The sequence below is a fragment of the Streptomyces sp. Root431 genome, assembly GCF_001426585.1.
Taxonomy (GTDB): domain Bacteria; phylum Actinomycetota; class Actinomycetes; order Streptomycetales; family Streptomycetaceae; genus Streptomyces; species Streptomyces stackebrandtii.
The window spans coordinates 321,605-344,380 of sequence record NZ_LMEI01000001.1; the positions used below are offsets into that span (position 1 = coordinate 321,605).

A 22,776-nucleotide genomic window follows, 5' to 3' on the forward strand; every position below is an offset into this window, starting at 1 on the left:
CAAAATGAGCACCCACGTTCGGGGTGAAATGCGACGGGGCGGACACCTCCGCACAAAGGTGTCCGCCCCGTCTCTCTTTGGTGCCCGGAGCCGCCGCCCGTCGGTGAGGGTCGAAAGGTGACCGACGGCGGCCCCGGTGGTGCGGGTGGTTCCGCTGTCTCCGCTGCTGAACAGGGGTTCAGGAGCGCGCGGGACCGCTGCTGAACCGGGGTTCAGGAGGGCCCGACCGCCACTCCTGACCCCCGGTTCAGCAGGACTCAGCGGCTGTCGCTGCCCTTCGACTCGGCCGCGGCACGGCCGGCCTCCAGACGCGCCACCGGGATCCGGAAGGGCGAGCAGGAGACGTAGTCGAGACCGACCTCGTGGAAGAAGTGCACCGACTCCGGGTCGCCGCCGTGCTCGCCGCAGACACCGAGCTTGATGTCGGGGCGGGTGGCGCGGCCGGCCTGGACGGCGCTGCGCACGAGCGCGCCGACACCGTCCTTGTCGATGGTCTCGAAGGGGCTGACGCCGAAGATGCCCTTCTCCAGGTACGCGGTGAAGAACGAGGCCTCCACGTCGTCGCGGGAGAAGCCCCAGACCGTCTGCGTCAGGTCGTTCGTGCCGAAGGAGAAGAACTCCGCGGCCTCGGCGATCTGACCGGCGGTCACGGCGGCGCGCGGCAGCTCGATCATGGTGCCGAGCGCGAGCTTCAGGTCCACGCCCGTCTGCGCCCGGACCTCCGCGATGACCTGCTCGGCCTCCTCGCGGACGATCTCCAGCTCCTGGACGGTGCCGACGAGCGGGATCATGATCTCGGCGCGCGGGTCGCCCTTGGCGTCGATGCGCTGGGCCGCGGCCTCGGCGATCGCCCGGACCTGCATGGTGAACAGGCCGGGGATGACCAGGCCGAGGCGGACGCCGCGCAGACCCAGCATCGGGTTCTGCTCGTGCAGGCGGTGCACGGCCTGGAGCAGGCGCAGGTCGTTCTCGTGCGGCTCCTTGCGGGACTCGGCGAGGGCGACGCGCACCGACAGCTCGGTGATGTCGGGCAGGAACTCGTGCAGCGGCGGGTCGAGCAGGCGGACCGTGACGGGCAGCCCGTCCATGGCCTCGAAGAGCTCGATGAAGTCCTGCTTCTGCAGCGGGAGCAGCGCCTTCAGCGACTCCTCGCGCTCGGCGTCCGTGTCGGCCAGGATCAGCCGCTCGACGTACTGGCGGCGCTCGCCGAGGAACATGTGCTCGGTGCGGCAGAGGCCGATGCCCTGGGCTCCGAAGCGGCGGGCGCGGAGCGCGTCCTCGGCGTTGTCGGCGTTGGCGCGGACGCGCAGCCGGCGGACGCGGTCCGCGTAGGCCATGATCCGGTGGACGGCGGCGACGAGCTCGTCGGCGTCGTCGGCGCCGGCGTGCATGCGGCCCTCGAAGTACTCGACGACCGGGGACGGTACGACGGGTACCTCACCGAGGTAGACCTTGCCGGTGGAGCCGTCGATGGAGACGACGTCACCCTCCTCGACGACCTGGCCGTCGGAGGTGGTCATCCGGCGGCGCTTGGTGTCGACCTCGAGCTCCTCGGCGCCGCAGACACAGGTCTTGCCCATGCCGCGGGCGACGACGGCGGCGTGCGAGGTCTTGCCGCCGCGGGAGGTGAGGATGCCCTCGGCGGCAATCATGCCGTCCAGGTCGTCCGGGTTGGTCTCGCGGCGGATCAGGATGACCTTCTCGCCGGAGCGGGACCACTTGACCGCGGTGTACGAGTCGAAGACGGCCTTGCCGACGGCCGCGCCCGGGGAGGCGGCGATGCCGCGCCCGATCTGCTCGACCTTCGCGTCCTCGTCGAACTTGGGGAACATGAGCTGGGCGAGCTGGGCGCCGGTGACGCGCTGGAGCGCCTCGGCCTCGTCGATCAGGCCCTGGTCCACGAGCTGCGTGGCGATGCGGAAGGCGGCACCGGCGGTGCGCTTGCCGACACGGGTCTGGAGCATCCAGAGCTGGCCGCGCTCGATGGTGAACTCGATGTCGCAGAGATCCTTGTAGTGGGTCTCCAGGGTGCTCATGATGTGCATGAGCTGGTCGTACGACTTCTTGTCGATCGACTCGAGGTCGGCCAGCGGCACCGTGTTGCGGATGCCGGCGACGACGTCCTCGCCCTGCGCGTTCTGCAGGTAGTCGCCGTAGACGCCGGCGTGGCCGGAGGCGGGGTCGCGGGTGAAGGCGACGCCGGTGCCGGAGTCCGGGCCGAGGTTGCCGAAGACCATCGAGCAGACGTTGACGGCGGTGCCGAGGTCGCCCGGGATGCGCTCCTGGCGGCGGTACAGCTTCGCGCGGTCGGTGTTCCAGGAGTTGAAGACGGCCTCGATGGCGAGGTCCATCTGCTCACGCGGGTCCTGGGGGAAGTCGCGGCCGGTCTCGGCCTTCACGATCTTCTTGAAGCCCTTGACGACCTTCTTGAGGTCGGCGGCGTCGAGGTCGGTGTCGCTGGCGACCTTCTTCGCGGCCTTCGCCTCGTCCAGCGCGTCCTCGAAGAGCTCGCCCTCGACGCCGAGGACGGTCTTGCCGAACATCTGGATGAGCCGGCGGTACGAGTCCCACGCGAAGCGCTCGTTGTCCGCCTGGCGGGCGAGGCCGACGACGGACTCGTCCGAGAGGCCGATGTTGAGGACGGTGTCCATCATGCCCGGCATGGAGAACTTCGCTCCGGAGCGGACGGAGACGAGCAGCGGGTCGTCGGCCTGGCCGAGCTTCTTGCCCATCTGCTGCTCGAGCGCGTCGAGGTGCGCACTGACCTCGTCGCGGAGCGCGACGGGCTCCGAGCCACTCTCGAGGTAGACCTTGCACGCTTCGGTGGTGATCGTGAAGCCGGGGGGAACCGGCAGGCCGAGGTTGGTCATCTCGGCGAGGTTCGCGCCCTTGCCACCGAGCAGGTCCTTCAGGTCCCTGTTGCCCTCGGTGAAGTCGTAGACGAACTTCTGATCATTGTTTTCCGACACGGGTCCCGACTCCTCGATGACTCGGTTGGCTGCCCTGACGGCGAGGAACATACCCAGATCGAAGGCGTCTGTGGAGGTACGCCTGCCGGTCACATGGTCTTAACCACCCGTCCGCCAGCACATCGAAAGTAACTGAGAGGTAGCTTCCGCTTTCAGGCCCCGAAGCTCAGATGACCCAAAATAGAGGTTTACCGCTCAGATGAGCGCCCATCCGAGCACTTGCGTTCACTTCTTGAACGCAAAAAGGGTGGCACCCGGTGCCACCCTTCAGGCGATGCAGTCGTCCGTAACCTGCTCATGTGAGCGCTACCCCCCTCAGGGGTGGCGAGGATCACTCCCCAGGAAAGGCCGATTCCCGCGCGGATCTCACCCGCCGGACGTGTCCAGCTCGGCGTCCTCACTGACCCCGGCGCAGTCGTACGGGTCCTTCAACCAGCCATCCGGCAGGACAACTCGGTTGTTTCCGGACGTACGACCCCGAGGACCGTCCGCGCCCACGGGCCACGGCTGGTCCAGGTCGAGCTCGCTCAACTGAGCGCGGAGCTCGTCCAGGGAGGAGGTGATGGCGAGCTTCTTGCGCATCTCCGAGCCGACCGCGAAGCCCTTCAAGTACCAGGCGACGTGCTTGCGGAAGTCGATGACACCGCGTGCCTCGTCGCCGAGCCACTCGCCGAGCAGCCGCGCGTGCCGCACCATCGCGTCCGCGACCACCCGCAGACCCGGCTGCGCGTACTCGCCGGTGCCCTCGAAGCCCGCCACCAGGTCGCCGAAGAGCCACGGCCGGCCCAGGCAGCCGCGCCCGACGACCACGCCGTCGCAGCCCGTCTCCCGCATCATCCGCAGCGCGTCGTCGGCCGACCAGATGTCGCCGTTGCCGAGCACCGGGATCTCCGGCACGTGCTCCTTGAGGCGCGCGATCGCGTCCCAGTCCGCCGTACCGCCGTAGTGCTGGGCGGCGGTCCGTCCGTGCAGGGCGATGGCGGTGACGCCCTCCTCCACGGCGATCCGTCCGGCGTCGAGGTAGGTGATGTGGTCGTCGTCGATGCCCTTGCGCATCTTCATCGTGACCGGCAGGTCACCCGCGTTGCCCACGGCCTCGTTGAGGATCGCGCGCAGCAGCGGCCGCTTGTAGGGCAGGGCCGAGCCGCCGCCCTTCCGCGTCACCTTGGGGACCGGGCAGCCGAAGTTCAGGTCGATGTGGTCGGCGAGGTCCTCGTCGACGATCATCCGCACGGCCTTGCCGACCGTCACGGGGTCCACGCCGTACAGCTGGATCGAGCGCGGCTGCTCGGTCGCGTCGAAGCGGATGAGCTGCATGGTCTTCTCGTTGCGCTCGACCAGGGCGCGCGTCGTGATCATCTCGCTCACGAACAGCCCCTTGCCGCCGCTGAACTCACGGCAGAGGGTACGGAAGGGGGCGTTGGTGATGCCGGCCATCGGGGCGAGCACCACCGGCGGCTGCACGATGTGCGGCCCGATGGCGAGGGGGGAGAACGCGGTCATTCGGCCATTGTCGCGCACTGCGGCGGTCATTAGTTAGCCGTACTATCCGCACATGCCGGAGCTCACACCCTCGCGGCTCCCCCGCGGCCGGGAACGCGTCGTCCTGGCGATCTGCTGCATGAGCCTGCTCATCGTCAGCCTGGACAACACCGCGCTCAACGTCGCCCTGCCCTCCATCCGCGCCGACCTGGGCGCCTCCGTCTCCGGACTGCAGTGGACGATCGACGCGTACACCCTCGTCCTGGCCTGTCTGCTGATGCTCTCGGGCTCCACCGCCGACCGGATCGGCCGCCGCAAGGTCTTCGCCACCGGCCTCGTCGTCTTCGCGCTCGGCTCGCTGCTCTGCTCCCTCGCGCCCAGCCTGGAGACCCTGATCGCCTTCCGGGCGGTGCAGGCCGTCGGCGGCTCCATGCTGAACCCGGTCGCCATGTCGATCATCACCAACACCTTCACCGAACCGGCGGCACGCGCGCGTGCCATCGGCGTCTGGGGCGCGGTCGTCGGCGTCTCCATGGCCGCCGGGCCGCTGGTGGGCGGTGTGCTCGTCGAGTCGGTCGGCTGGCGGGCGATCTTCTGGGTGAACCTGCCGGTCGCCCTCGTCGCCCTGCTCCTCACCCTGCGGTACGTCCCCGAGTCCCGCGCGCCCCGGCCCCGCCGCCCCGACCCCGTGGGACAGCTCCTGGTCGCGGTGCTCCTCGGCTCGCTCACGTACGCGATCATCGAGACCGACCCGCGCTTCGCCGGGATCTCGGCCGTCGCGCTCGCCGGGGTGGTCCTGTACGAGCCGAGGCGGAGCGAGCCCCTGATCGATCTGCGGTTCTTCCGCAGCGCGCCGTTCAGCGGGGCCACCGTCATCGCGGTCTGCGCCTTCGCGGCGCTAGGCGGCTTCCTCTTCCTGAACACCCTGTACCTCCAGGACGTGCGCGGCCTCTCCCCGCTGGAGGCGGGGCTCTCCATGCTGCCGATGGCCGGCATGACCTTCGTCTTCGCGCCGCTGTCGGGCCGCCTGACGGGCGCGCGCGGGCCACGCCCCTCGCTGCTGCTCGCGGGCACGGCGATGACGGCCGGGCCGCTCCTCTTCGCCCTCTTCGAGGCCGAGACCAGCGATCCGCTGCTCTTCACCGGGTACGTCGTCTTCGGCATCGGCTTCGGCCTGGTGAACGCGCCGATCACGAACACCGCCGTCTCCGGCATGCCCCGGGCGCAGGCCGGGGTGGCGGCGGCGGTCGCGTCGACGAGCCGCCAGGTCGGGCAGACCCTCGGGGTGGCGGTGGTCGGCGCGGTCCTGGCGGCGGGGATGAGCGCGGGCACGGCCCCGGGGGCGTTCGAGGCGGCGGCCCGCCCGGGCTACTGGATCGTCACGGGCTGCGGGGCCGCGGTCCTCGTGGTCGGGGCGCTGACGAGCGGGGCGTGGGCGCGGCGCACGGCGGAGCGGGCGGCCCGGTCGCCGGCGGCGGAGGAGGACGGGGCTCCGGTCGCGGCGCGCCGCTGACGGCCCCCCTCGTCCTCCTCCTCGCGTACGGCCTCTTCGCGTACGGCCTCTTCGTGTACGACCAGCTCCAGGAGCCGTTCGACGCCGGCCCGGGTCTCGTCGTCGACGGGGACGTACGTGACGAGGTGCGGCCCGGTTGTCGGACCGAGCCAGAGGTTGGTGTGCTCGAACCTGAGCACGCCCACCAGGGCGTTGTGGATGACCTTGGTGCGACCGCCCGGCGCGACCACGTCGTGCCGGGCCCAGATCTCGCGGAACGCGGGCGAGGCCGCTTCGAGCCGCTGGACGAGCGCCTTCCAGGCGGGCTCGGCCAGGTGCTCGGCCATGGAGGCGCGGAGCTTCCCGGCGAGGATGGGGAGGAGGTCCGGCAGATCGGTGGCGGCTGCCCTGAAGTCGTCGTTGGTGAAGGCCAGCCAGAGCGAGTTGCGGTCCTCGCGGGGCAGGGCGTCCAGGTCGCAGAAGAGCCGCCCGAAGGTCCGGTTGTGGGCGAGGAAGTCGAAGCGGCTGTTCTGGACGGCGGCGGGGACGGGCTCCAGCTGCTCCAGGAGCGCGCGCAGCGCGGGGGTCACGGCCGGGCAGGGGGCGCCGGGGCGCGGGTCGGCGTGTCCGGCGAGGGCGAAGAGGTGGCTCCGCTCGGTCGGGTCGAGGAGCAGCGCGTCGGCGAGGGCGTCGAGGACCTGCGGGGAGACCTGGATGTCGCGGGCCTGTTCGAGCCAGGTGTACCAGGTGACGCCGACGGCGGAGAGGTGGGCGACCTCCTCGCGGCGCAGGCCGGGGGTGCGGCGGCGGCGCCCGCGGGGCAGGCCGACCTGCTCGGGGGTGATGCGTTCCCGTCGGCTGCGCAGGAAGGCGGCGAGTTCGTGCCGCCGCGTCTCGGGTCCGGCCGTCGTCATGGTCGTCACGCTCCCAGGGTGCCGGGGAAGTCAGCCCGTTGCCAGGTAGTGTTTGTACCAGGATAAAGACACTCTGGTACCAGGCTGAGCGACGGCGGATCGTCGGATGCGTGACTTCGACCTCCGCTTCTCCCCGGGCCGCTGCCCCGGCCCCCGCCCACGACCGTCCGGCCCTCGGGCCGCTCGGCCTCTTCACCGTCCTGCTCGGCGCCTCGCTGCCCCTGATCGACTTCTTCATCGTCAATGTCGCCCTGCCGTCCATCGACCACGACCTGGCGGCGGGCCCGGCGCTCCTCGAACTGATCGTGGCCGGATACGGACTGTCGTACGCCGTCCTGCTGGTCCTGGGCGGGCGGCTCGGCGACCTCTTCGGGCGCCGCCGGCTCTTCCTCGCGGGCATGGCGGCCTTCGGCCTCACCTCGCTCGCCTGCGGCCTCGCCCCGGACGCCTGGACGCTGGTCGGGGCGCGGGTGGCGCAGGGCGCGGCGGCGGCGCTGATGCTGCCGCAGGTCCTCGCGACCATCCACTCCTCGACGGAGGGCGCGCGGCGCGCCAAGGCGCTGAGCCTGTACGGGGCGACCGCGGGTCTCTCCATGGTGGCCGGGCAGATCCTGGGCGGGGTCCTCGTGGCCGCCGACCTCGCGGGCTCGGGCTGGCGTGCGGTGTTCCTGGTGAACGTGCCGGTGGCGGTGGCGGGCCTGGTCCTGGCCCTCCGTACGGTCCCGGAGACCCGCTCGGACCGCCCGGCGCCGGTGGACGTACCGGGCACGCTGCTGCTGGCCCTCGCCCTGACCACCCTGCTCGCGCCGCTGACCGAGGGGCGGGCGGCGGGGTGGCCGCTGTGGACGTGGGTCTCGTTGGCCGTGTTCCCGTTCGCGGCGGCGGCCTTCTGGCGGGCGGAGCGCCGCCTCGACCGCCGGGGCGGCACCCCGCTGGTGCCGCCGAGCCTGCTCGGCCTGGTCTCGCTGCGGCGCGGGCTCGTCCTGCTGCTGCCGCTCTGCATGGGCTTCGGCGGCTTCATGTTCGTGATCGCGGTCGCGCTCCAGCAGGGCCTGGGTCTGGGCGCGGTGGCCTCGGGGCTCGCGCTCGTCCCGATGGCGGTGGCCTTCTTCGGGGCCTCCCTCGCGGGTCCCCGGCTGGTACGGCGCTGGGGCACGCGCGTGGTGACGGCGGGCGGCCTGATCCAGGGCGTGGGCATCGCCCTGCTTGCGGTGACGGCCTGGCGTTCCTGGCCGGACCTCTCGGTGGGCGTCCTGCTCCCCGGCATGGCGATCGCGGGCCTGGGCCAGGGCCTCCAGCTGCCGGTGATCTTCCGGGTGATCCTCTCCGAGGTCCCGGCGGAGCGGGCGGGCGTGGGCAGCGGCGTGATGGTGACCGCCCAGCAGTCGTCCCTGGCCCTGGGCGTCGCCACCCTCGGCTCCCTCTACCTGAGCCTGGCCGCCTCCGGCTCCGACGCGGCTCTGCCGGTCACGCTCCTGGTCCAGCTGGCCATGATCCTGCTGACGACGGCGCTGTCGCTGCGCCTGCCGAGGACGGTGAGGTAGGCGGCGGGACACGGCGGAGGGCCCGGAGCGTCGAACGCTCCGGGCCCCCGGCCGTGCTGGGGCGACTACTCCTGGCCGGCCTCTGCGGTGCCCGGCGTGTTGTCGGCGGCTTCGGCTCCCTGCGCGCGCTCGCGCATCTTCCTCAGGAGCTCCTGCTTCTGCTCGTCGGCCGTGCGCGGGGCGGTGGAGCGGGTCTGGACGGCGCCGTACTGGTCGGCGCGGGACAGCTTCCTCCGCTGTCCGCCGACGCCGAGGAGGTTGTTGCGGCTCTTGGCCATGGGGTTCTCCCGTCAGTGAGGTGGGCGTGATCGGTGATCGTTCGGCCTGTACGGCGCGCTCACTCGTAGATCTGGAAGAACAAAGACATGCCGGAGACGCTACCCCGGCACCATCCGGGCAGCACTCGTTTTTCCCCACCCCCGCCTCCATCCCACTCCACCCCACCCAAACGAATGACAGATATTGAAATCTGTCATCGGTCATGTCATGGTTGTCGTGCAAGCCCCTCCATCGCATCCCTCCCTCCAAGGAGATCGCCATGACCACCCCCCGCCGCCCCCTCCCCACCCGCCCCCTCGGCGCCACCGGCCCGACGGTCTCCGCCCTCGGCCTCGGCTGCATGGGCATGTCCGCGCTGTACGGGGAGAGCGACCGCGCCGAGTCGATCGCGACCATCCACGCCGCCCTGGACGCCGGGGTGACCCTGCTCGACACGGGCGACTTCTACGGGATGGGGCACAACGAACTGCTGATCGCCGAAGCCCTGCGGAGCGCCCCCGCCGCCGCCCGCGAGCAGGCGCTGACCAGCGTGAAGTTCGGTGCGCTGCGCACGGTCGAGGGCGGCTTCACCGGATACGACGGCCGGCCGGCCGCGGTGAAGAACTTCGCGGCGTACTCGCTCCAGCGCCTCGGCACCGACCACATCGACGTCTACCGGATCGCGCGCGTCGACCCGGACGTGCCGATCGAGGAGACCGTCGGCGCCATCGCCGAGCTGGTCGAGGCGGGACACGTCCGGCACATCGGCCTCTCCGAGGTCGGCGCGGACACCCTGCGCAGAGCGGCGGCCGTGGCCCCGATCGCCGACCTCCAGATCGAGTACTCCCTGATCTCCCGCTCCATCGAGGAGAAGATCCTCCCGACCGCGCGCGAGCTGGGCATCGGCGTCACCGCGTACGGCGTGCTGTCGCGCGGCCTGATCAGCGGCCACTTCACCCGGGACCGGGAGCTCGGCGCCGGCGACTTCCGCGGCATGTCCCCCCGCTTCCAGGGCGACAACCTCCACCGGAACCTGGACCTGGTGGACCGGCTCCGCGCGATCGCCGAGGCGAAGGGCGTGACGGTCGCACAGACCGCGATCGCCTGGGTCCTCGCCCAGGGCACGGACATCGTCCCCCTGGTCGGCGCCCGCCGCCGCGACCGCCTCACGGAGGCCCTCGGCGCCCTGGACATCACCCTGGACGCCGCCGACCTGGCAGCCATCGAGGCGGCCGTCCCGGCGGGCGCCGCCGCCGGCGACCGCTACCCGGCGGCACAGATGGCCCACCTGGACAGCGAGCACTGACGGGTACCGACGGGGGATCTCGGCTGACAGGTAGTGTCATTCCATGGCCGCCACCGAGACCCTGACCGCAGAGCGCATCCTCGAAGCCACCGAGGAGGTGCTGCGGCGCTACGGGCCGGCGAAGGCGACCGTCGTGGATGTGGCCCGGGTGCTCGGGGTCAGTCACGGCAGCGTCTACCGCCACTTCCGGACCAAGGCGGCGCTGCGCGAGGCGGTGACCGAGCGGTGGCTGGAGCGGACGATCGTCGCGCTCCGGCCGTACGCGGAGGCGCCGGACGCCGCCGACGAGCGGCTGACCGGGTGGCTGACCGCGCTGTTCGCCCTCAAGCGCCGCAAGGCGGGCGGGGACCCGGAGCTGATGGCCACCTTCCAGGTGCTGATCGGTGAGAACAGCGATGTGGTCCACCGGCACGAGGAGCACCTCGTGGAGCAGATCGCCCGCATCGTGGAGGACGGCCACCGCGAAGGGGTGTTCGCCGCGCCGGAGCGGGACTACGCGACGACGGCCCGGGCGGTCTTCGACGCCACCGACCGGTTCCACGACCCGGCGCACGCCGCCGACTGGGCGACCACGGACATCGAGGACGCGTTCGCGGCGGTCATCTCGCTGACGCAGCGCGCCCTGCGGGCCTGACCCGCACCCGCACCCGCACCCGCACCCGCACCCGCGCCTGCGCCTGCGCCCGCTTGAAGATCATTTGGCCTGGAGTTTTCCCTTCCCTGTCCGGCGGATCACTAGCGTTCTCCCCCGTCTCGACCGTAAGAGCTCTCAGGGGGAACCATGTCCGCACCCGCCCAGCCACCGGCCCGCTCAGGGGCCTCCTCGGCGATCGGCTGGATCCTGACGATCGGGCTCAACGTCGTCGCGCCGATCCTCACGTACAACACCCTGACCGAGGACCACGGCTGGTCCGAGTTCACGGCCCTGCTGGCCGGCAGCGCCTGGCCGGTCCTGGACAGCGCGATCATGGTCGCCTGGCGGCGCAAGATCGACGAGTTCGCCGTCGTCACGCTGGTGTTCCTGGTGATCACGGCGCTCGTCTCCCTGATCGGCGCGCACACCGCCCGTGCGCTGCTGGTCAAGGACTCGGGTGTGACGGGCCTGTTCGGGCTGCTCTGTCTCGCCACCCTGCTCGCGCCGCGACCGCTGATGTTCTACTTCGGCCGGAAGTTCGCCACCGACGGCACCCCGGCGAGCACCGCCTGGTGGAACGGCATGTGGCAGTACGAGGGCTTCCGCTCCACCATGCGCACGATGACGCTGGTGTGGGGTGTGGCCTACGTCGCCGAGGCACTGGTCCGCATCGCCCTCGCGTACGCGCTGCCGACGAAGACCATGGTCACGCTCAGCCCGCTCATGATCTACGGCGTCCTCGGCGCCCTGGGCGTGTGGACGGCCTGGTTCGGCAAGCGCCGGGCGGCCGAGGGTGCCCGCCGCCAGGCCGAGGCCGAAGCCCAGGCCGGGGCTGAAGCCGGGGCCGCCGCGACCGCCTGACCGCACGCACTGACCCCGCCCACGGGAAAGCCCCCGGTTCCGACATCGGAACCGGGGGCTTCGCCGTACGCGATCAGGGAGTTCAGCAGCCGAGCAGGCGGCTGCCCAGGTAGCCCTGGATCTGGTCGAGGGAGACGCGCTCCTGCTTCATGGTGTCGCGCTCGCGCACGGTCACCGCGTTGTCGTCGAGGGTGTCGAAGTCGACGGTCACGCAGTACGGGGTGCCGATCTCGTCCTGGCGACGGTAGCGGCGGCCGATGGCGCCGGCGTCGTCGAACTCGATGTTCCAGTTCTGGCGCAGGTCCGCCGCGAGGCCCTTGGCCTTCGGGGAGAGCTGCGGGTTCCGGGACAGCGGCAGGACCGCGACCTTGACCGGCGCCAGGCGCGGGTCGAGGCGCAGCACGACGCGCTTCTCCATGACGCCCTTGGCGTTGGGAGCCTCGTCCTCGTTGTACGCGTCGAGGAGGAAGGCGAGCATCGCGCGGCCGACACCGGCGGCGGGCTCGATGACGTACGGCGTGTACCGCTCGCCGGACTCCTGGTCCAGGTACGTGAGGTTGGCGCCGGAGGCCTTCGAGTGCGCGTTCAGGTCGTAGTCGGTGCGGTTGGCGACGCCCTCGAGCTCGCCCCACTCGCTGCCGCCGAAGGAGAAGCGGTACTCGATGTCGGCGGTGCGCTTCGAGTAGTGGGAGAGCTTCTCCTGCGGGTGCTCGAACCAGCGCATGTTCTCCTCACGGAGACCCAGGCCGGTGTACCAGTTCCAGCGCTGCTGCATCCAGTACTCCTGCCACTGCTCGTCCTCGCCCGGCTTGACGAAGAACTCCATCTCCATCTGCTCGAACTCGCGCGTGCGGAAGATGAAGTTGCCCGGAGTGATCTCGTTCCGGAAGGACTTGCCCATCTGCGCGATGCCGAACGGCGGCTTCTTGCGCGAGGTCTGCTGCACCTGACCGAAGTTGGTGAAGATGCCCTGCGCGGTCTCGGGGCGCAGGTACGCGACGGAGCCGGTGTCCTGCGTCGGGCCGAGGTGCGTGGAGAGCAGGCCGGAGAACTGCTTGGGCTCGGTGAAGGTGCCCTTGTTGCCACAGTTGGGGCAGTTGAGGTCGGCGAAGCCGTTCTCGGGGAGGCGGCCGTGCTTCGCCTCGTACGCCTCCTCCAGGTGGTCGGCGCGGAAGCGCTTGTGGCAGGAGGTGCACTCGGTCAGCGGGTCCGTGAAGGTGGCGACGTGACCGGACGCCTCCCAGACCTCGGTGGCCAGGATCACCGACGAGTCGATGCCGACGACGTCCTCGCGCGCGGTGACCATGTAACGCCACCACTGGCGCTTGAGGTTCTCCTTGAGCTCGACACCCAGCGGTCCGTAGTCCCAGGCGGCACGCTGGCCGCCGTAGATCTCACTGCACGGGTAGACGAAGCCACGGCGCTTGCTCAGGCTGACGATGGTGTCGATCTTGTCGGCGGCCACGGTGCTCTCTTCATTACGACGACGAAGTGCGAATGCCACAGGTTACCGGCGCCCGTACCCCCTGCATCAAATCGGTTCTGTGCAAGGGGAGCGCGAGGGCGTCCGAGGGGGTCGCGTGGGCGGGGCCACACGTACGACAATTGACAATCGTTTCCAGTTTTGTTGAAAATGAGTGTCATGAACGTACGTCGCCTGATACCCACCACCGCCGTCGCCGGAGCCGTCGCGCTCGGCATCGTCTCCCTGTCCGCCTGCGCCGGAACCTCCGACGCCGCCGACAAGGGGAGCAGCGGCAAGCTGGACGTGGTCGCGTCGTTCTATCCCATGCAGTACCTGGCCGAGCAGATAGGCGGCGGCCACGTCGCCGTCGACACGCTCACCAAGCCCGGCGTCGAACCCCATGACCTGGAGCTCAAGCCGAAGCAGATCGGCGAGCTCGGTGAGGCCGACGTCATCCTCTACCTCAAGGGCATCCAGCCCGCCGTCGACGACGCCATCGCCCAGGCCGGCGTCAAGAACACCGTCGACGCCGCCACCCTCACCACGCTCGAAGCGCACGGCAACGAGGTCGGCCACGAGCACGAGGGCGAGGAGCACGGCGCCGAGGAAGCGGGCCACGAAGGCCACGACCACGGCTCCGAGGCCGGCACCGACCCGCACATCTGGCTCGACCCCGTGAAGTACGCCGAGGTCGCCAAGGGTGTCGGCGCGGCCCTGGAGAAGGCCGACCCGGCGCACGCCGCGGACTACGAGAAGAACACCGACGCCCTGGTGAAGAAGCTCGGCGCCCTGAACACCGAGTTCGAGACGGGCCTGAAGAACACCGCCACGAAGACCTTCATCACCACCCACTCCGCCTTCGGCTACCTCGCCGAGCGGTACGGCCTGGAGCAGGAGGGCATCACCGGCATCGACCCCGAGTCCGAGCCGAGCCCCGCCCGCATCAAGGAACTCCAGGACATCGCGGAGAAGGACAAGGTCTCCACCGTCTTCTTCGAGACCCTCGCGAGCGACAAGACCGCCAAGACCCTCGCCGGCGACACCGGTCTCACGACCGACGTGCTCGACCCGCTGGAGGGAATCACGGACAAGTCCAAGGGCGATGACTACATCGAGGTCATGCAGTCGAACCTCGCCGCGCTGAAGAAGGCCCTCGGCGCGAAGTGACCGCAGCGACACAGCAGGAGGCACGTGCCATGGCAGCGCTGGACCAGGACCCCGTCATCTCCGTCCGCGGTGCCACGGCGACCCTCGGCGCCCGGCCCGTCCTCCGGGGCGTCGACCTCACCGTGCACCGCGGTGAGGTCGTCGCCCTGCTCGGCGCCAACGGCTCGGGCAAGTCGACGGCCGTCCGCTCCGTCATCGGCCAGGTGCCGCTGACCGGCGGCCGGATCGAGCTGTTCGGCACGGAGCAGAAGCGGTTCCGCGACTGGGCCCGCGTCGGCTACGTACCGCAGCGCACGACCGCGGCGAGCGGCGTCCCCGCCACCATCCGCGAGGTCGTCTCCTCCGGCCGGCTCTCCCGCCGCCGCTTCGGCTGGCTGACGAAGGCCGACAAGGCCGCCGTCGAGGCGGCCATCGACCTGGTCGGTCTGACCGACCGGGCCAAGGACTCCGTCTCCGCGCTCTCCGGCGGCCAGCACCAGCGCGTGCTGATCGCCCGCGCGCTCGCCTCCGAGCCCGAGCTGCTGATCATGGACGAGCCGATGGCCGGCGTGGACCTCGCGAGCCAGGAGATCCTCGCCGCGACCCTGCGCGAGCAGGTCGCGGGCGGCACGTCGGTCCTCCTCGTCCTGCACGAGCTGGGCCCGCTGGAGCCGCTGATCGACCGCGCGGTGGTGCTCCGCGAGGGCTGTGTCGTCCACGACGGCCCGCCGCCGGAGGCCGTCGGCCAGCACGCGCTCCCCGGCCACGACCACGTCCATCCGCACGCGGCCGGTGAGCCGCTCCGTACGGGTCTGCTGACCTGAGACAGCCGACCTGAGGAATCGACCTGATCATGGAAATGCTCGATCTCGCCTTCATGCAGCGCGCGCTCCTCGCGGCCGTGCTCGTCGGCATCACCGCGCCCGCCGTCGGCATCTACCTCGTCCAGCGCCGCCAGGCGCTGATGGGCGACGGCATCGGCCACGTCGCGATGACCGGTGTCGGCCTCGGATTCCTGCTGAACTCCAGCCCGGTCTGGATGGCGACGATCGTCGCCGTCGTCGGCTCGGTCGCCATGGAGCTGATCCGGGCGTACGGGAAGACCCGCGGCGACCTGGCGCTCGCCCTGCTCTTCTACGGCGGCATGGCCGGCGGCGTCCTGCTGATCAACCTGTCGCCGACCGGCTCCAACGCCAACCTCAGCTCGTACCTCTTCGGCTCGCTGTCCACGGTCTCGTCCGAGGACATCACCGCGATCGCGATCCTCGCGGCCTTCGTGGTCCTGGTCACGGTCGGCCTGCGCCGCCAGCTCTTCGCGGTCAGCCAGGACGAGGAGTTCGCCCGGGTCACCGGCCTGCCGGTGCGCGCCCTGAACCTGCTGATCGCGGTCACGGCCGCGGTGACGGTCACGGTCGCCATGCGGGTCGTCGGCCTGCTCCTGGTCAGCGCGCTGATGGTGGTGCCCGTGGCGGCGGCCCAGCAGCTGTCGAAGTCGTTCCGCACGACCTTCGTCCTCGCGGTGGCGACCGGCATCACGGTCACCCTGGCGGGCACGGCCACCTCGTACTACCAGGACGTCCCGCCCGGCGCGACGATCGTCCTGTACGCGATCGGCGTCTTCGTCCTCCTGACGCTCCTCGCCACCCCGCTCGCCAAGCGGCGGGCCCGGGCGACCGAGGCGGAGGCCGACGCGGGCACGGATGGCTGCGGTGCCCCGCTCCCGGCCACGCGCCGTCCGACGGACGACGTGAAGGTCTGATGCGCGGCTGACCGCGGGGACACGGGGGACTGGCAGAATGGCGGGGGCAGACAAGCATTCAAGGAGGCCCCCGTGGTGACGGCAGGACCCCCCGTACGAGGCCGCTCGACCAAGCAGCGGGCCGCCGTGTCGGCGGCGCTGAACGAGGTGGACGAGTTCCGCAGCGCCCAGGAGCTGCACGACATGCTCAAGCACCGCGGCGACTCGGTCGGCCTCACCACCGTCTACCGCACGCTCCAGTCCCTCGCGGACGCGGGCGAGGTCGACGCGCTGCGCACGAGCGACGGCGAGACCGTCTACCGCCGCTGCTCGACCGGCGACCACCACCACCATCTGGTCTGCCGCGTCTGCGGCAAGGCCGTGGAGGTGGAGGGCCCGATGGTGGAGCAGTGGGCCGAGACGATCGCCTCGGAGCACGGCTTCGTGAACGTGGCGCACACGGTCGAGATCTTCGGCACCTGCGCGGAGTGCGCGCAGAAGTAGCGCCTGGACGCATACGAGAGCGGGCCCGTACCGAAGGGATATCGGTACGGGCCCGCTCGTCGTGTCTGAGTCGTGTCAGAGCCGTGTCAGACCCTGCTGCTGTTCCGGTCGAGGACCGCCCGCAGCCGGTCCGCGTCGGCGGGGTCCGCGAGACCGCTCTTGGGCAGGTAGGCGAAGCCGGTGCCGGACTGCTTGGCGGTGAGCAGGACGAAGAGCCGGGGCGTCTCGACGTAGCGGGGCAGCATGGCCCAGCGGATCGTCGCCTCGGTGTCCCGGGAGGTCCACCGCCCCCCGTCGTCGTCGACGACGGCCGTGGCGTCGCCCTGCGCCCCGATCAGCCGGAAGAGGCTCCAGGCCGTCAGCCAGGGCAGCGACTCCGCGCAGCCCACGGCCACGATGCAGAGGGCCACCAGCGGGACGGCCTCCCCCGGTTCGGGCGAGGGCGGCAGCAGGCTCAGGATCGTGACCAGCAGGGCGAGCACGCTCGCACCCCACGCCGCCCACCGCAGCAGCTTCCACCACGAGGTGGCCCGCAGGCGGACCCGTACCGCCTCGTGCACGTCCTTGAACTCGGCCGGATAGGCCAGCTCGATCCGCTCGTTCGTCTCCACGGACCCCCCCCCGGTTCCCGTCAGGCCTTGTCGAGGACGGCCATGTCGGCCGGGTCGACGCCGCCGAAGCGGCGGTCGCGGGACGCGTACTCGACGCAGGCGCGCCACAGGTCGCGGCGGTCGAAGTCGGGCCACAGCACGTCCTGGAAGACCATCTCGGCGTACGCGCTCTGCCAGATCAGGTAGTTGGAGGTGCGCTGCTCGCCGCTGGGCCGCAGGAAGAGGTCCACGTCCGGCATGTCCGGGTAGTACAGGTACTTCTGGATGGTCTTCTCGGTGATCTTCGCCGGGTCGAGCCTGCCCGCCTTCACGTCCTCCGCGAGCGCCTGCGCCGCGTCCGTGAGCTCCGCGCGACCGCCGTAGTTCATGCAGAAGTAGAGCGTGAGCTTGGTGTTGTCCTTGGTCTGCTCCTGCGCGACCTGGAGCTCCTTGGCCACCGACTTCCACAGCTTGGGCATCCGGCCGACCCACCGGACCCGGATGCCGAGCGCGTCGAGCTGGTCGCGGGTCTTGCGGATGAAGTCGCGGTTGAAGTTCATGAGGAAGCGCACCTCTTCGGGCGAGCGCTTCCAGTTCTCGGTGGAGAAGGCGTAGAGGGAGATCGCTCCGACGCCCATCTCGATGGCGCCCTGGAGGACGTCGAGGACCTGCTCGGCGCCGACCTTGTGGCCCTCGGTGCGGGGCAGGCCGCGCTCCTTGGCCCAGCGGCCGTTGCCGTCCATGACGATCGCGACGTGCTCCGGGACGAACTCGGGCTGGAGCTTCGGCGGGCGGGCACCGGACGGGTGCGGCTCGGGGGTGCTGTACTCCCGGCGCTGGCGCCCGAGCAGTCGTGCGATGGCCATGGCGTGGTCTCTCCTAGCTTTTCTCTACGTACCGCAGGGAGCGCAGGCCGCGCTCCAGGTGCCAGTGCAGATAGGCGGACACGAGCCCGCTGCCCTCCCTGACGTGACGCGGCTCGCACGCGTCCGCCGTCGCCCAGTCGCCGGTGAGCAGCGCGCTGAGCAGGCCGATGGCCTCCGCAGAGGGTACGACGCTTCCGGGCACCCGGCAGTCGCCGCATATGACCCCACCCGCCCCGACCGAAAAGAACCGGTTCGGTCCGTGGAGTCCGCATTTCGCACAGTCGTCGAAGCTGGGCGCGTAGCCGTTCACGGCGAGCGAGCGGAGGAGGAAGGCGTCGAGGATGAGGTGGGGCGCGTGCTCGCCCCTGGCGAGCGTCCGCAGACCCCCGACCAGCAGCAGGTACTGCTGCACGGCGGGTTCGCCCTCGTGGTCGGTGAACCGTTCCGCCGTCTCCAGCATGGCCGTGCCGGCGGTGTACCGGGCGTAGTCGGTGACGATCCCGCCGCCGTACGCGGCGATCGTCTCGCTCTGCGTGCAGAGCGGCAGCCCGCGTCCGACCAGCTCACTCCCCCGGGCGAAGAACTGCACGTCCACGTGCGAGAACGGTTCGAGCCGCGCCCCGAACTTCGACTTCGTCCGCCGCACCCCGCGCGCGACGGCGCGCACGCGCCCGTGACCGCGCGTGAGGATCGTGATGATGCGGTCCGCTTCACCCAGCTTCTGGGTGCGCAGCACGATGCCGTCGTCGCGGAACAGACTCATGGGCCCATTCTCCCGTACGGCGCGGGCGCTCCGACCGCCGGGAAGGCTTTCCGCATCCGGGCGAGGAGCGCGCCGGCCGCCGGGGCGGCGGGACCGTCCGCCGGCCAGGCGAGGGCGACCCGGCCCCGGAGGTCCGGTTCGGTGAGGGGGAGGGTACGGAGTCCCAGCCCGGCCGCCGCCCCGGCGGGCAGCTCCGGGAGGACGGCGACGCCGAGGCCTCGGGCGGCGAGCTGCGCCAGGACCTGCGGGGCGGCGGCCTCGAAGGCGACCCGGGGCCGGAAGCCCGCCTCCGTACAGGCGCGCTCCAGGACTCCGCGCAGACCGGTGCCGCGCGGGAGGCTGATCAGGGGGCGGCCGGCGAGCGCGGCCAGCGGGAGCCCCGTACGGCCGCCGGGGGCGGTGAGCAGCGGGTCGTCCGGGGCCATGGCGGCGACCAGGGGCACGTCGACGAGGACCTGGAGGCCGACGCCCTGCGGGGGCTCGTCGTCGGCGAGGCCGATCACGGCGAGGTCGAGCTCTCCCCCGCGCAGGGCGGCGAGCATCCGCTCCGACGTGTCCTCGGTGAGGGAGATCTCGACCTGCGGGTGGTCGTCGTGGAAGTCGGCCAGGACGGCGGCGACGTCGAACTCGTCGGCGGCGGCACCGGACACGAGCCCGACGGTGACCTGCCCCCGGACGAGCCCGGTGAACTCGTCCACGGTGCGCCGCACCCCCTCGACGGCCGCGAGCGCCGCCCGCGCGAAGGGGAGGACCGCCTCGCCGACGGCGGTCGGGGTCACGGTCCGGCCGGAGCGGTCGAGCAGCGGCTGCCCGAGCTCCCGCTCCAGCTGCCGGATCTGGGCGCTCACCCCCGGCTGCGCGAGGTGGAGGCGGGCGGCGGCGCGGGTGAAGTTGGCCTCCTCGACGACGGCGAGGAAGTAGTGCAGCTGACGGAGCTCCATAACCAGGAATTCTAGTGAGGAGAAGAACTCGCTCTTGGACTTCTGGCCGGCGCCTCGGCACGCTGGTGATCATGGAGACCACGGCAGCGGAGATACGGACCGAGCTCGCGGCCGAGCGGCGCGAACTGGCGGACATCCTGGACGGACTGACCGACGCGCAGTGGGACGCGCCGACGCTCTGCGGCGGCTGGCGCGTGCGGGAGACCGCCGGCCACATGAGCATGGGCTTCCGGTACTCGTTCGGCAGGACGGCGCTGGAGCTCCTCCGCGCGGGCGGCAACCTGCACCGGATGACCGACCGGGCCGCGCGCCGCGACGCCACCGCCCTCTCACCTCGCGAGCTCGCCGCAGCCCTGCGGGACAACGCCGATCACCCCTGGAAGCCGCCGGTCGGCGGCCTGGCCTCGGCCCTCGGCCACGACGTCGTCCACGGCCTGGACATCACCGTCCCGCTCGGCCTCGGACGGCAGGTCCCCGAGCAGCGCCTGCGGATCCTGCTGGGCACCGTCACCCCTCGAACCCTCCGCTTCTTCAAGGCGGACCTCGAAGGCGTCACGCTGCGGGCCACCGACCTGGACTGGTCGTACGGGACAGGCGCTCGGACGGTGAGCCGCCCCGCCCAGGAACTCCTCCTGCTCACGTACGGACGCACGCTCCCCCGGCCGGAGTGACCGACACCGCCCCGGCCGGAGGAGACGCGGACGGTTTCAGGGCACCTCGCCCCGGCTCCGGGCGTTGACGTGGGCCGTGGCGGCGCTCAACCTCTCCGACGAGGTCGCCTCGCGCACGCCCTCGGGCTCCACGTCCCACTCACGCCCGCCACCGAGCGGCCGGATCTGGACGTAGGGCCCCTCGTGCCCCATCACTCTCCCGACCCGCCCGGTGCGGATCTCCACCACGTACGACCCGATGGGCAGTGTCATGTACGACTCTCCTCCCCTGGCAGTAGGGCGGCGGCGATCAGCCGTGCCGTTTCCGCCGTGCAGCATCCCAATTCGACGAGCGGCCTCGGGGGGTCGGCGGCGAGGGTGACGACGTCGAGCCCCAGCGAGGGGAGAGTGATTCCCGCCCTCGCGAGCGCCTCGCGCAATTCCGTCACTGCCTCTTGAGCGGCTTCGAGTGCCCCCGTGGTCGTCTTCATGATGTCTTCCTTCACCAACGTATGCCTTTCTGAATCCATTTCCTGCTTCGCCTCTCCAGGGTGGGTCGGGATCCGTAGAATCGGCAGATGCGCAGGTCGTACAACTGCGGCGTAGGGTTGGGGAGTTAATCCATGGCCAAGGGCAAGCAGGACGAAGCGTGGGAGTTCTTCGGCGAGCTCCTGAAGGACCGCCGCGAGGCGGCGGGGCTCTCGCAGAGCGAGCTGGGCGCACGGGTGTTCGTGTCCGGCGGATACATCGGACTGTTCGAGCAGGGAATTCGAAAGCCGCAGTTGGATGTGGCGAAGAGAATCGACGAGGTCCTACAAACCGGCGGTATTTTCGAACGAACGTGGCGCAAGCTCATCAACAAGTCGCCGTATGCGTCTTATTTCCACGCGGTGGCGGAGCTGGAGGCAGTGGCGACGAAGATCTGCGAGTTCGCGCCGGTGGTGGTGCCCGGGCTGCTCCAGACGCCGGAGTACGCACGAGCGGTGACGGTGGCGACGCACCCGTTCGCCACGGAAGAGTTCATCGAGGAGAAGGTCACCTCGCGGATCGACAGGGCCGCGATCCTGAAGGACACCACAAGGCCTGAGTACTGGGTCGTTCTGCACGAGAACGCCTTGCTCATCCCCGTGGGTGGCCCGGCGGTGATGGCCGCGACGCTGGAGCACATCGCAGCGCTGATTCGTGAGCGATGGGTCCTGGTGACCGTGATCCCCCGGACGGTCGGCGCCCACTCCGTCATGGAGGGCTCGCTCCGATTGATGGAGTTCGAGGATCAGCCGCCAACGGCCTATACAGAGACCGCGTTTACGGGGACGCTTCTCGACGATCCGGCGGTGGTGAAGCAGGCACAGCGCGCCTACGATCTGCTCAGGGTCGCCACCTTGTCGCCAGAGGCATCCCTGGATCTGATCGAGTCGGCGGCGGAGGACTACAGACGATGCGCGCGTACGACCTGAACAACGCCCACTGGCGCAAGAGCTCCTACAGCAACGGCGACGGCGGCAACTGCGTCGAGGTCCTCGACGACGTCCCCGGCGTCGTCCCCGTCCGGGACAGCAAGGTCCAGGACGGCCCCGTCCTGATCGTGCCCGCCGCCGCCTGGTCCGTGTTCGTCGCCGGCATCGCGGGATGACGACCGCCCGCTTGCCCCTCGTGGCCGTCACGGCCCTGAAGGGCTGAGCGGCTTCACGGGCCGTCGGCGCGCCCCTACGATCGCGCCATGTCGATCACGCCTTCCATACCCGTCGTCCAGGGCAGGGCGAAGACGACCCTCCAATACGAGGGCGACGCGCTGCTCCTGAGCCGCCGTCACGACGAGGTGCGCATCCCCTTGGCCGCGATCGCGCAGGTCCGTACCGAGGGGCGGTCTCTCACGGTCGAGCTGACGGCGCCGGCCGGAGCGACCTCGTACGCGCACCGGGTCGACGGGGTGAGCGAGGCGGCGGCCGTCATGTTCGCCGCGGCCGTGAACGCCGCGCTGCCCGAAACGGCCGGGCGGGACACGACGGCCGACGGGACCGCGCTCGTCGAGACGCGCGACCGGCCCGTGACCAGGCGGGAGAGGAAGGCGCGGCTGATCAAGCGGTGGGCGGCCGCCACGCTCGGCCTGCTCGTGCTCCTGTGCGTGCTCGTCGCGGTCGCCGGACAGCCGATCGGCATCCTCATCTACACGCCGGCGGGCCTCGTCGCGGCGGCGTCCTCCGTCGTCGGCGTCATCGCCCTGACCGACTGGCACCGCGAGTGGCGCCTGATGCGGCACGGCATCACGGCCTTCGCCGCGGAGGTCCCGGAGAGGCCGGGGCAGTATCTGTACGTGGACCCCGCGGGCATGATCCGCAACGTGTTCACCTGGCCGGGCGGTATGGCCGTCAAGGTCAGCTACGACCCCCAGGACCCGGGGAACGTGGTCCTCCCGAGGCGGGCGTTCTCGCGGCGCGTGGAGCTCTGCGGCGGGCTGTTCTTCGCCGGTCTCGGGCTCGCCGTCTTCGCCTCCCTGATCGCGTTGACCGTCGGCGTACTCCTCGGCACGGTCGGCCTCCTGGAACCCGCCTAGCCATACTTATGGAAGTCATAAGTTCGACTTATGAGTCCATAGACCGGGCCCGGGTACCACTCCGCGTGTGTTGTTATTTAGGGTGACCTAAGTGTCGGC

Annotated in this window: 23 protein-coding genes and 1 pseudogene; 13 read left to right on the forward strand and 11 right to left on the reverse strand. The window is 70.8% G+C overall.

Annotated features, from left to right (window positions below; genetic code table 11):
- Positions 1-257 precede the first annotated feature (257 nt).
- A complete protein-coding gene (gene ppdK, locus ASC82_RS01465; RefSeq protein ID WP_056640256.1) occupies positions 258-2,969 on the reverse strand; it encodes a pyruvate, phosphate dikinase in 2,712 nt (903 codons plus the stop codon).
- Positions 2,970-3,335: 366 nt separating this feature from the next.
- Complete coding sequence (gene dusB, locus ASC82_RS01470) at positions 3,336-4,472, reverse strand: tRNA dihydrouridine synthase DusB (RefSeq protein WP_056640258.1); 1,137 nt, start codon at positions 4,470-4,472, stop codon at positions 3,336-3,338.
- 52 nt (positions 4,473-4,524) lie between these two features.
- Here dusB and ASC82_RS01475 point away from each other — a divergent pair, with 52 nt between their 5' ends.
- Complete coding sequence (locus ASC82_RS01475) at positions 4,525-5,964, forward strand: MFS transporter (protein WP_056640261.1); 1,440 nt, start codon at positions 4,525-4,527, stop codon at positions 5,962-5,964.
- A 59-nt stretch (positions 5,965-6,023) separates the two neighbouring features.
- Here the strand turns inward: ASC82_RS01475 and ASC82_RS01480 are convergent.
- Positions 6,024-6,857 (reverse strand): annotated as a pseudogene (locus tag ASC82_RS01480) (helix-turn-helix domain-containing protein); the annotation flags it as partial.
- 110 nt (positions 6,858-6,967) lie between these two features.
- Between ASC82_RS01480 and ASC82_RS01485 the strand changes: the two are divergent.
- Positions 6,968-8,401, forward strand: coding sequence for an MFS transporter (locus ASC82_RS01485; RefSeq protein WP_056640264.1), 1,434 nt, complete (start codon positions 6,968-6,970; stop codon positions 8,399-8,401).
- Positions 8,402-8,466: 65 nt separating this feature from the next.
- Here the strand turns inward: ASC82_RS01485 and ASC82_RS01490 are convergent, their stop codons facing one another.
- Complete coding sequence (locus ASC82_RS01490) at positions 8,467-8,679, reverse strand: DUF6243 family protein (RefSeq protein WP_056640268.1); 213 nt, start codon at positions 8,677-8,679, stop codon at positions 8,467-8,469.
- 260 nt (positions 8,680-8,939) lie between these two features.
- Between ASC82_RS01490 and ASC82_RS01495 the strand changes: the two genes are divergently transcribed.
- The 3 genes from ASC82_RS01495 to ASC82_RS01505 all read left to right on the forward strand — a co-directional run bounded on the left by ASC82_RS01495 (position 8,940) and on the right by ASC82_RS01505 (position 11,460).
- Entirely contained in the window at positions 8,940-9,965 is a 1,026-nt protein-coding gene (locus ASC82_RS01495) for an aldo/keto reductase (RefSeq protein WP_056640271.1), read from the forward strand.
- A 43-nt stretch (positions 9,966-10,008) separates the two neighbouring features.
- Positions 10,009-10,599, forward strand: a complete 591-nt coding sequence (locus ASC82_RS01500; protein WP_056640276.1) for a TetR family transcriptional regulator — start codon at positions 10,009-10,011, stop codon at positions 10,597-10,599.
- 147 nt (positions 10,600-10,746) lie between these two features.
- Positions 10,747-11,460 carry a VC0807 family protein gene (locus ASC82_RS01505; protein WP_056640278.1) on the forward strand — a complete coding sequence of 238 codons (714 nt, stop codon included), beginning with the start codon at positions 10,747-10,749 and terminating at the stop codon, positions 11,458-11,460.
- A gap of 82 nt (positions 11,461-11,542) precedes the next feature.
- On the opposite strand, the gene ASC82_RS01510 is transcribed toward ASC82_RS01505, so the two are convergent.
- Positions 11,543-12,925 (reverse strand): glycine--tRNA ligase, encoded by a 1,383-nt coding sequence (locus tag ASC82_RS01510; RefSeq protein ID WP_056640281.1) that lies wholly within the window; start codon positions 12,923-12,925, stop codon positions 11,543-11,545.
- Positions 12,926-13,102: 177 nt separating this feature from the next.
- On the opposite strand from ASC82_RS01510, the gene ASC82_RS01515 reads away from it, so the two are divergent.
- From ASC82_RS01515 to ASC82_RS01530, 4 genes are all read left to right on the forward strand, one after another.
- Positions 13,103-14,092: a metal ABC transporter substrate-binding protein gene (locus ASC82_RS01515; RefSeq protein ID WP_056640284.1), complete on the forward strand. Its 990-nt coding sequence runs from the start codon at positions 13,103-13,105 to the stop codon at positions 14,090-14,092.
- Positions 14,093-14,121: 29 nt separating this feature from the next.
- Positions 14,122-14,895 carry a metal ABC transporter ATP-binding protein gene (locus ASC82_RS01520; RefSeq protein ID WP_056640287.1) on the forward strand — a complete coding sequence of 258 codons (774 nt, stop codon included), beginning with the start codon at positions 14,122-14,124 and terminating at the stop codon, positions 14,893-14,895.
- 29 nt (positions 14,896-14,924) lie between these two features.
- Positions 14,925-15,830 carry a metal ABC transporter permease gene (locus ASC82_RS01525; protein WP_056640289.1) on the forward strand — a complete coding sequence of 302 codons (906 nt, stop codon included), beginning with the start codon at positions 14,925-14,927 and terminating at the stop codon, positions 15,828-15,830.
- 72 nt (positions 15,831-15,902) lie between these two features.
- Positions 15,903-16,313: a transcriptional repressor gene (locus ASC82_RS01530; protein ID WP_056640292.1), complete on the forward strand. Its 411-nt coding sequence runs from the start codon at positions 15,903-15,905 to the stop codon at positions 16,311-16,313.
- An 86-nt stretch (positions 16,314-16,399) separates the two neighbouring features.
- Here ASC82_RS01530 and ASC82_RS01535 read toward each other — a convergent pair whose 3' ends face one another.
- The 4 genes from ASC82_RS01535 to ASC82_RS01550 are packed head-to-tail and all read right to left on the reverse strand — an operon-like array spanning position 16,400 to position 19,473.
- Positions 16,400-16,924 (reverse strand): YcxB family protein, encoded by a 525-nt coding sequence (locus tag ASC82_RS01535; protein WP_056640297.1) that lies wholly within the window; start codon positions 16,922-16,924, stop codon positions 16,400-16,402.
- 20 nt (positions 16,925-16,944) lie between these two features.
- Positions 16,945-17,769: an isoprenyl transferase gene (locus ASC82_RS01540; RefSeq protein WP_056640300.1), complete on the reverse strand. Its 825-nt coding sequence runs from the start codon at positions 17,767-17,769 to the stop codon at positions 16,945-16,947.
- A gap of 13 nt (positions 17,770-17,782) precedes the next feature.
- A complete protein-coding gene (recO, locus tag ASC82_RS01545) occupies positions 17,783-18,532 on the reverse strand; it encodes a DNA repair protein RecO (protein WP_055643554.1) in 750 nt (249 codons plus the stop codon).
- Positions 18,529-19,473, reverse strand: coding sequence for a LysR substrate-binding domain-containing protein (locus tag ASC82_RS01550; protein WP_056640303.1), 945 nt, complete (start codon positions 19,471-19,473; stop codon positions 18,529-18,531). Before ASC82_RS01550 ends, recO begins: the two co-directional genes overlap by 4 nt.
- A gap of 71 nt (positions 19,474-19,544) precedes the next feature.
- Between ASC82_RS01550 and ASC82_RS01555 the strand changes: the two genes are divergently transcribed.
- Entirely contained in the window at positions 19,545-20,144 is a 600-nt protein-coding gene (locus ASC82_RS01555) for a maleylpyruvate isomerase family mycothiol-dependent enzyme (RefSeq protein WP_056641423.1), read from the forward strand.
- Positions 20,145-20,180: 36 nt separating this feature from the next.
- Here ASC82_RS01555 and ASC82_RS01560 read toward each other — a convergent pair whose 3' ends face one another.
- Positions 20,181-20,396: a hypothetical protein gene (locus ASC82_RS01560; RefSeq protein ID WP_055643552.1), complete on the reverse strand. Its 216-nt coding sequence runs from the start codon at positions 20,394-20,396 to the stop codon at positions 20,181-20,183.
- On the reverse strand, positions 20,393-20,614 hold the full coding sequence (locus ASC82_RS01565) for a hypothetical protein (protein ID WP_056641424.1): 222 nt from the start codon (positions 20,612-20,614) through the stop codon (positions 20,393-20,395). The genes ASC82_RS01560 and ASC82_RS01565 overlap by 4 nt, the downstream gene beginning before the upstream one ends.
- A 132-nt stretch (positions 20,615-20,746) precedes the next feature.
- On the opposite strand from ASC82_RS01565, the gene ASC82_RS01570 reads away from it, so the two are divergent.
- The 3 genes from ASC82_RS01570 to ASC82_RS01580 all read left to right on the forward strand — a co-directional run bounded on the left by ASC82_RS01570 (position 20,747) and on the right by ASC82_RS01580 (position 22,677).
- Positions 20,747-21,580: a helix-turn-helix transcriptional regulator gene (locus tag ASC82_RS01570; protein WP_056640306.1), complete on the forward strand. Its 834-nt coding sequence runs from the start codon at positions 20,747-20,749 to the stop codon at positions 21,578-21,580.
- On the forward strand, positions 21,562-21,756 hold the full coding sequence (locus tag ASC82_RS01575) for a DUF397 domain-containing protein (RefSeq protein WP_056640309.1): 195 nt from the start codon (positions 21,562-21,564) through the stop codon (positions 21,754-21,756). Before ASC82_RS01570 ends, ASC82_RS01575 begins: the two co-directional genes overlap by 19 nt.
- Positions 21,757-21,843: 87 nt before the next feature.
- Positions 21,844-22,677: a hypothetical protein gene (locus tag ASC82_RS01580; protein ID WP_056640311.1), complete on the forward strand. Its 834-nt coding sequence runs from the start codon at positions 21,844-21,846 to the stop codon at positions 22,675-22,677.
- Positions 22,678-22,776: the final 99 nt, after the last annotated feature.

Excerpts from the sequence above, each read along its gene's own strand:
- dusB (WP_056640258.1), bottom strand. The coding sequence starts at position 4,472 with ATGACCGCGTTCTCCCCCCTCGCCATCGGGCCGCACATCGTGCAGCCG.
- ASC82_RS01475 (WP_056640261.1), top strand. The coding sequence starts at position 4,525 with ATGCCGGAGCTCACACCCTCGCGGCTCCCCCGCGGCCGGGAACGCGTC.
- ASC82_RS01490 (WP_056640268.1), bottom strand. The coding sequence starts at position 8,679 with ATGGCCAAGAGCCGCAACAACCTCCTCGGCGTCGGCGGACAGCGGAGG.
- ASC82_RS01495 (WP_056640271.1), top strand. The coding sequence starts at position 8,940 with ATGACCACCCCCCGCCGCCCCCTCCCCACCCGCCCCCTCGGCGCCACC.
- ASC82_RS01500 (WP_056640276.1), top strand. The coding sequence starts at position 10,009 with ATGGCCGCCACCGAGACCCTGACCGCAGAGCGCATCCTCGAAGCCACC.
- ASC82_RS01505 (WP_056640278.1), top strand. The coding sequence starts at position 10,747 with ATGTCCGCACCCGCCCAGCCACCGGCCCGCTCAGGGGCCTCCTCGGCG.
- ASC82_RS01515 (WP_056640284.1), top strand. The coding sequence starts at position 13,103 with ATGAACGTACGTCGCCTGATACCCACCACCGCCGTCGCCGGAGCCGTC.
- ASC82_RS01520 (WP_056640287.1), top strand. The coding sequence starts at position 14,122 with ATGGCAGCGCTGGACCAGGACCCCGTCATCTCCGTCCGCGGTGCCACG.
- ASC82_RS01525 (WP_056640289.1), top strand. The coding sequence starts at position 14,925 with ATGGAAATGCTCGATCTCGCCTTCATGCAGCGCGCGCTCCTCGCGGCC.
- ASC82_RS01540 (WP_056640300.1), bottom strand. The coding sequence starts at position 17,769 with ATGGCCATCGCACGACTGCTCGGGCGCCAGCGCCGGGAGTACAGCACC.
- recO (WP_055643554.1), bottom strand. The coding sequence starts at position 18,532 with ATGAGTCTGTTCCGCGACGACGGCATCGTGCTGCGCACCCAGAAGCTG.
- ASC82_RS01550 (WP_056640303.1), bottom strand. The coding sequence starts at position 19,473 with ATGGAGCTCCGTCAGCTGCACTACTTCCTCGCCGTCGTCGAGGAGGCC.
- ASC82_RS01555 (WP_056641423.1), top strand. The coding sequence starts at position 19,545 with ATGGAGACCACGGCAGCGGAGATACGGACCGAGCTCGCGGCCGAGCGG.
- ASC82_RS01560 (WP_055643552.1), bottom strand. The coding sequence starts at position 20,396 with ATGACACTGCCCATCGGGTCGTACGTGGTGGAGATCCGCACCGGGCGG.
- ASC82_RS01565 (WP_056641424.1), bottom strand. The coding sequence starts at position 20,614 with ATGAAGACGACCACGGGGGCACTCGAAGCCGCTCAAGAGGCAGTGACG.
- ASC82_RS01570 (WP_056640306.1), top strand. The coding sequence starts at position 20,747 with ATGGCCAAGGGCAAGCAGGACGAAGCGTGGGAGTTCTTCGGCGAGCTC.
- ASC82_RS01575 (WP_056640309.1), top strand. The coding sequence starts at position 21,562 with ATGCGCGCGTACGACCTGAACAACGCCCACTGGCGCAAGAGCTCCTAC.
- ASC82_RS01580 (WP_056640311.1), top strand. The coding sequence starts at position 21,844 with ATGTCGATCACGCCTTCCATACCCGTCGTCCAGGGCAGGGCGAAGACG.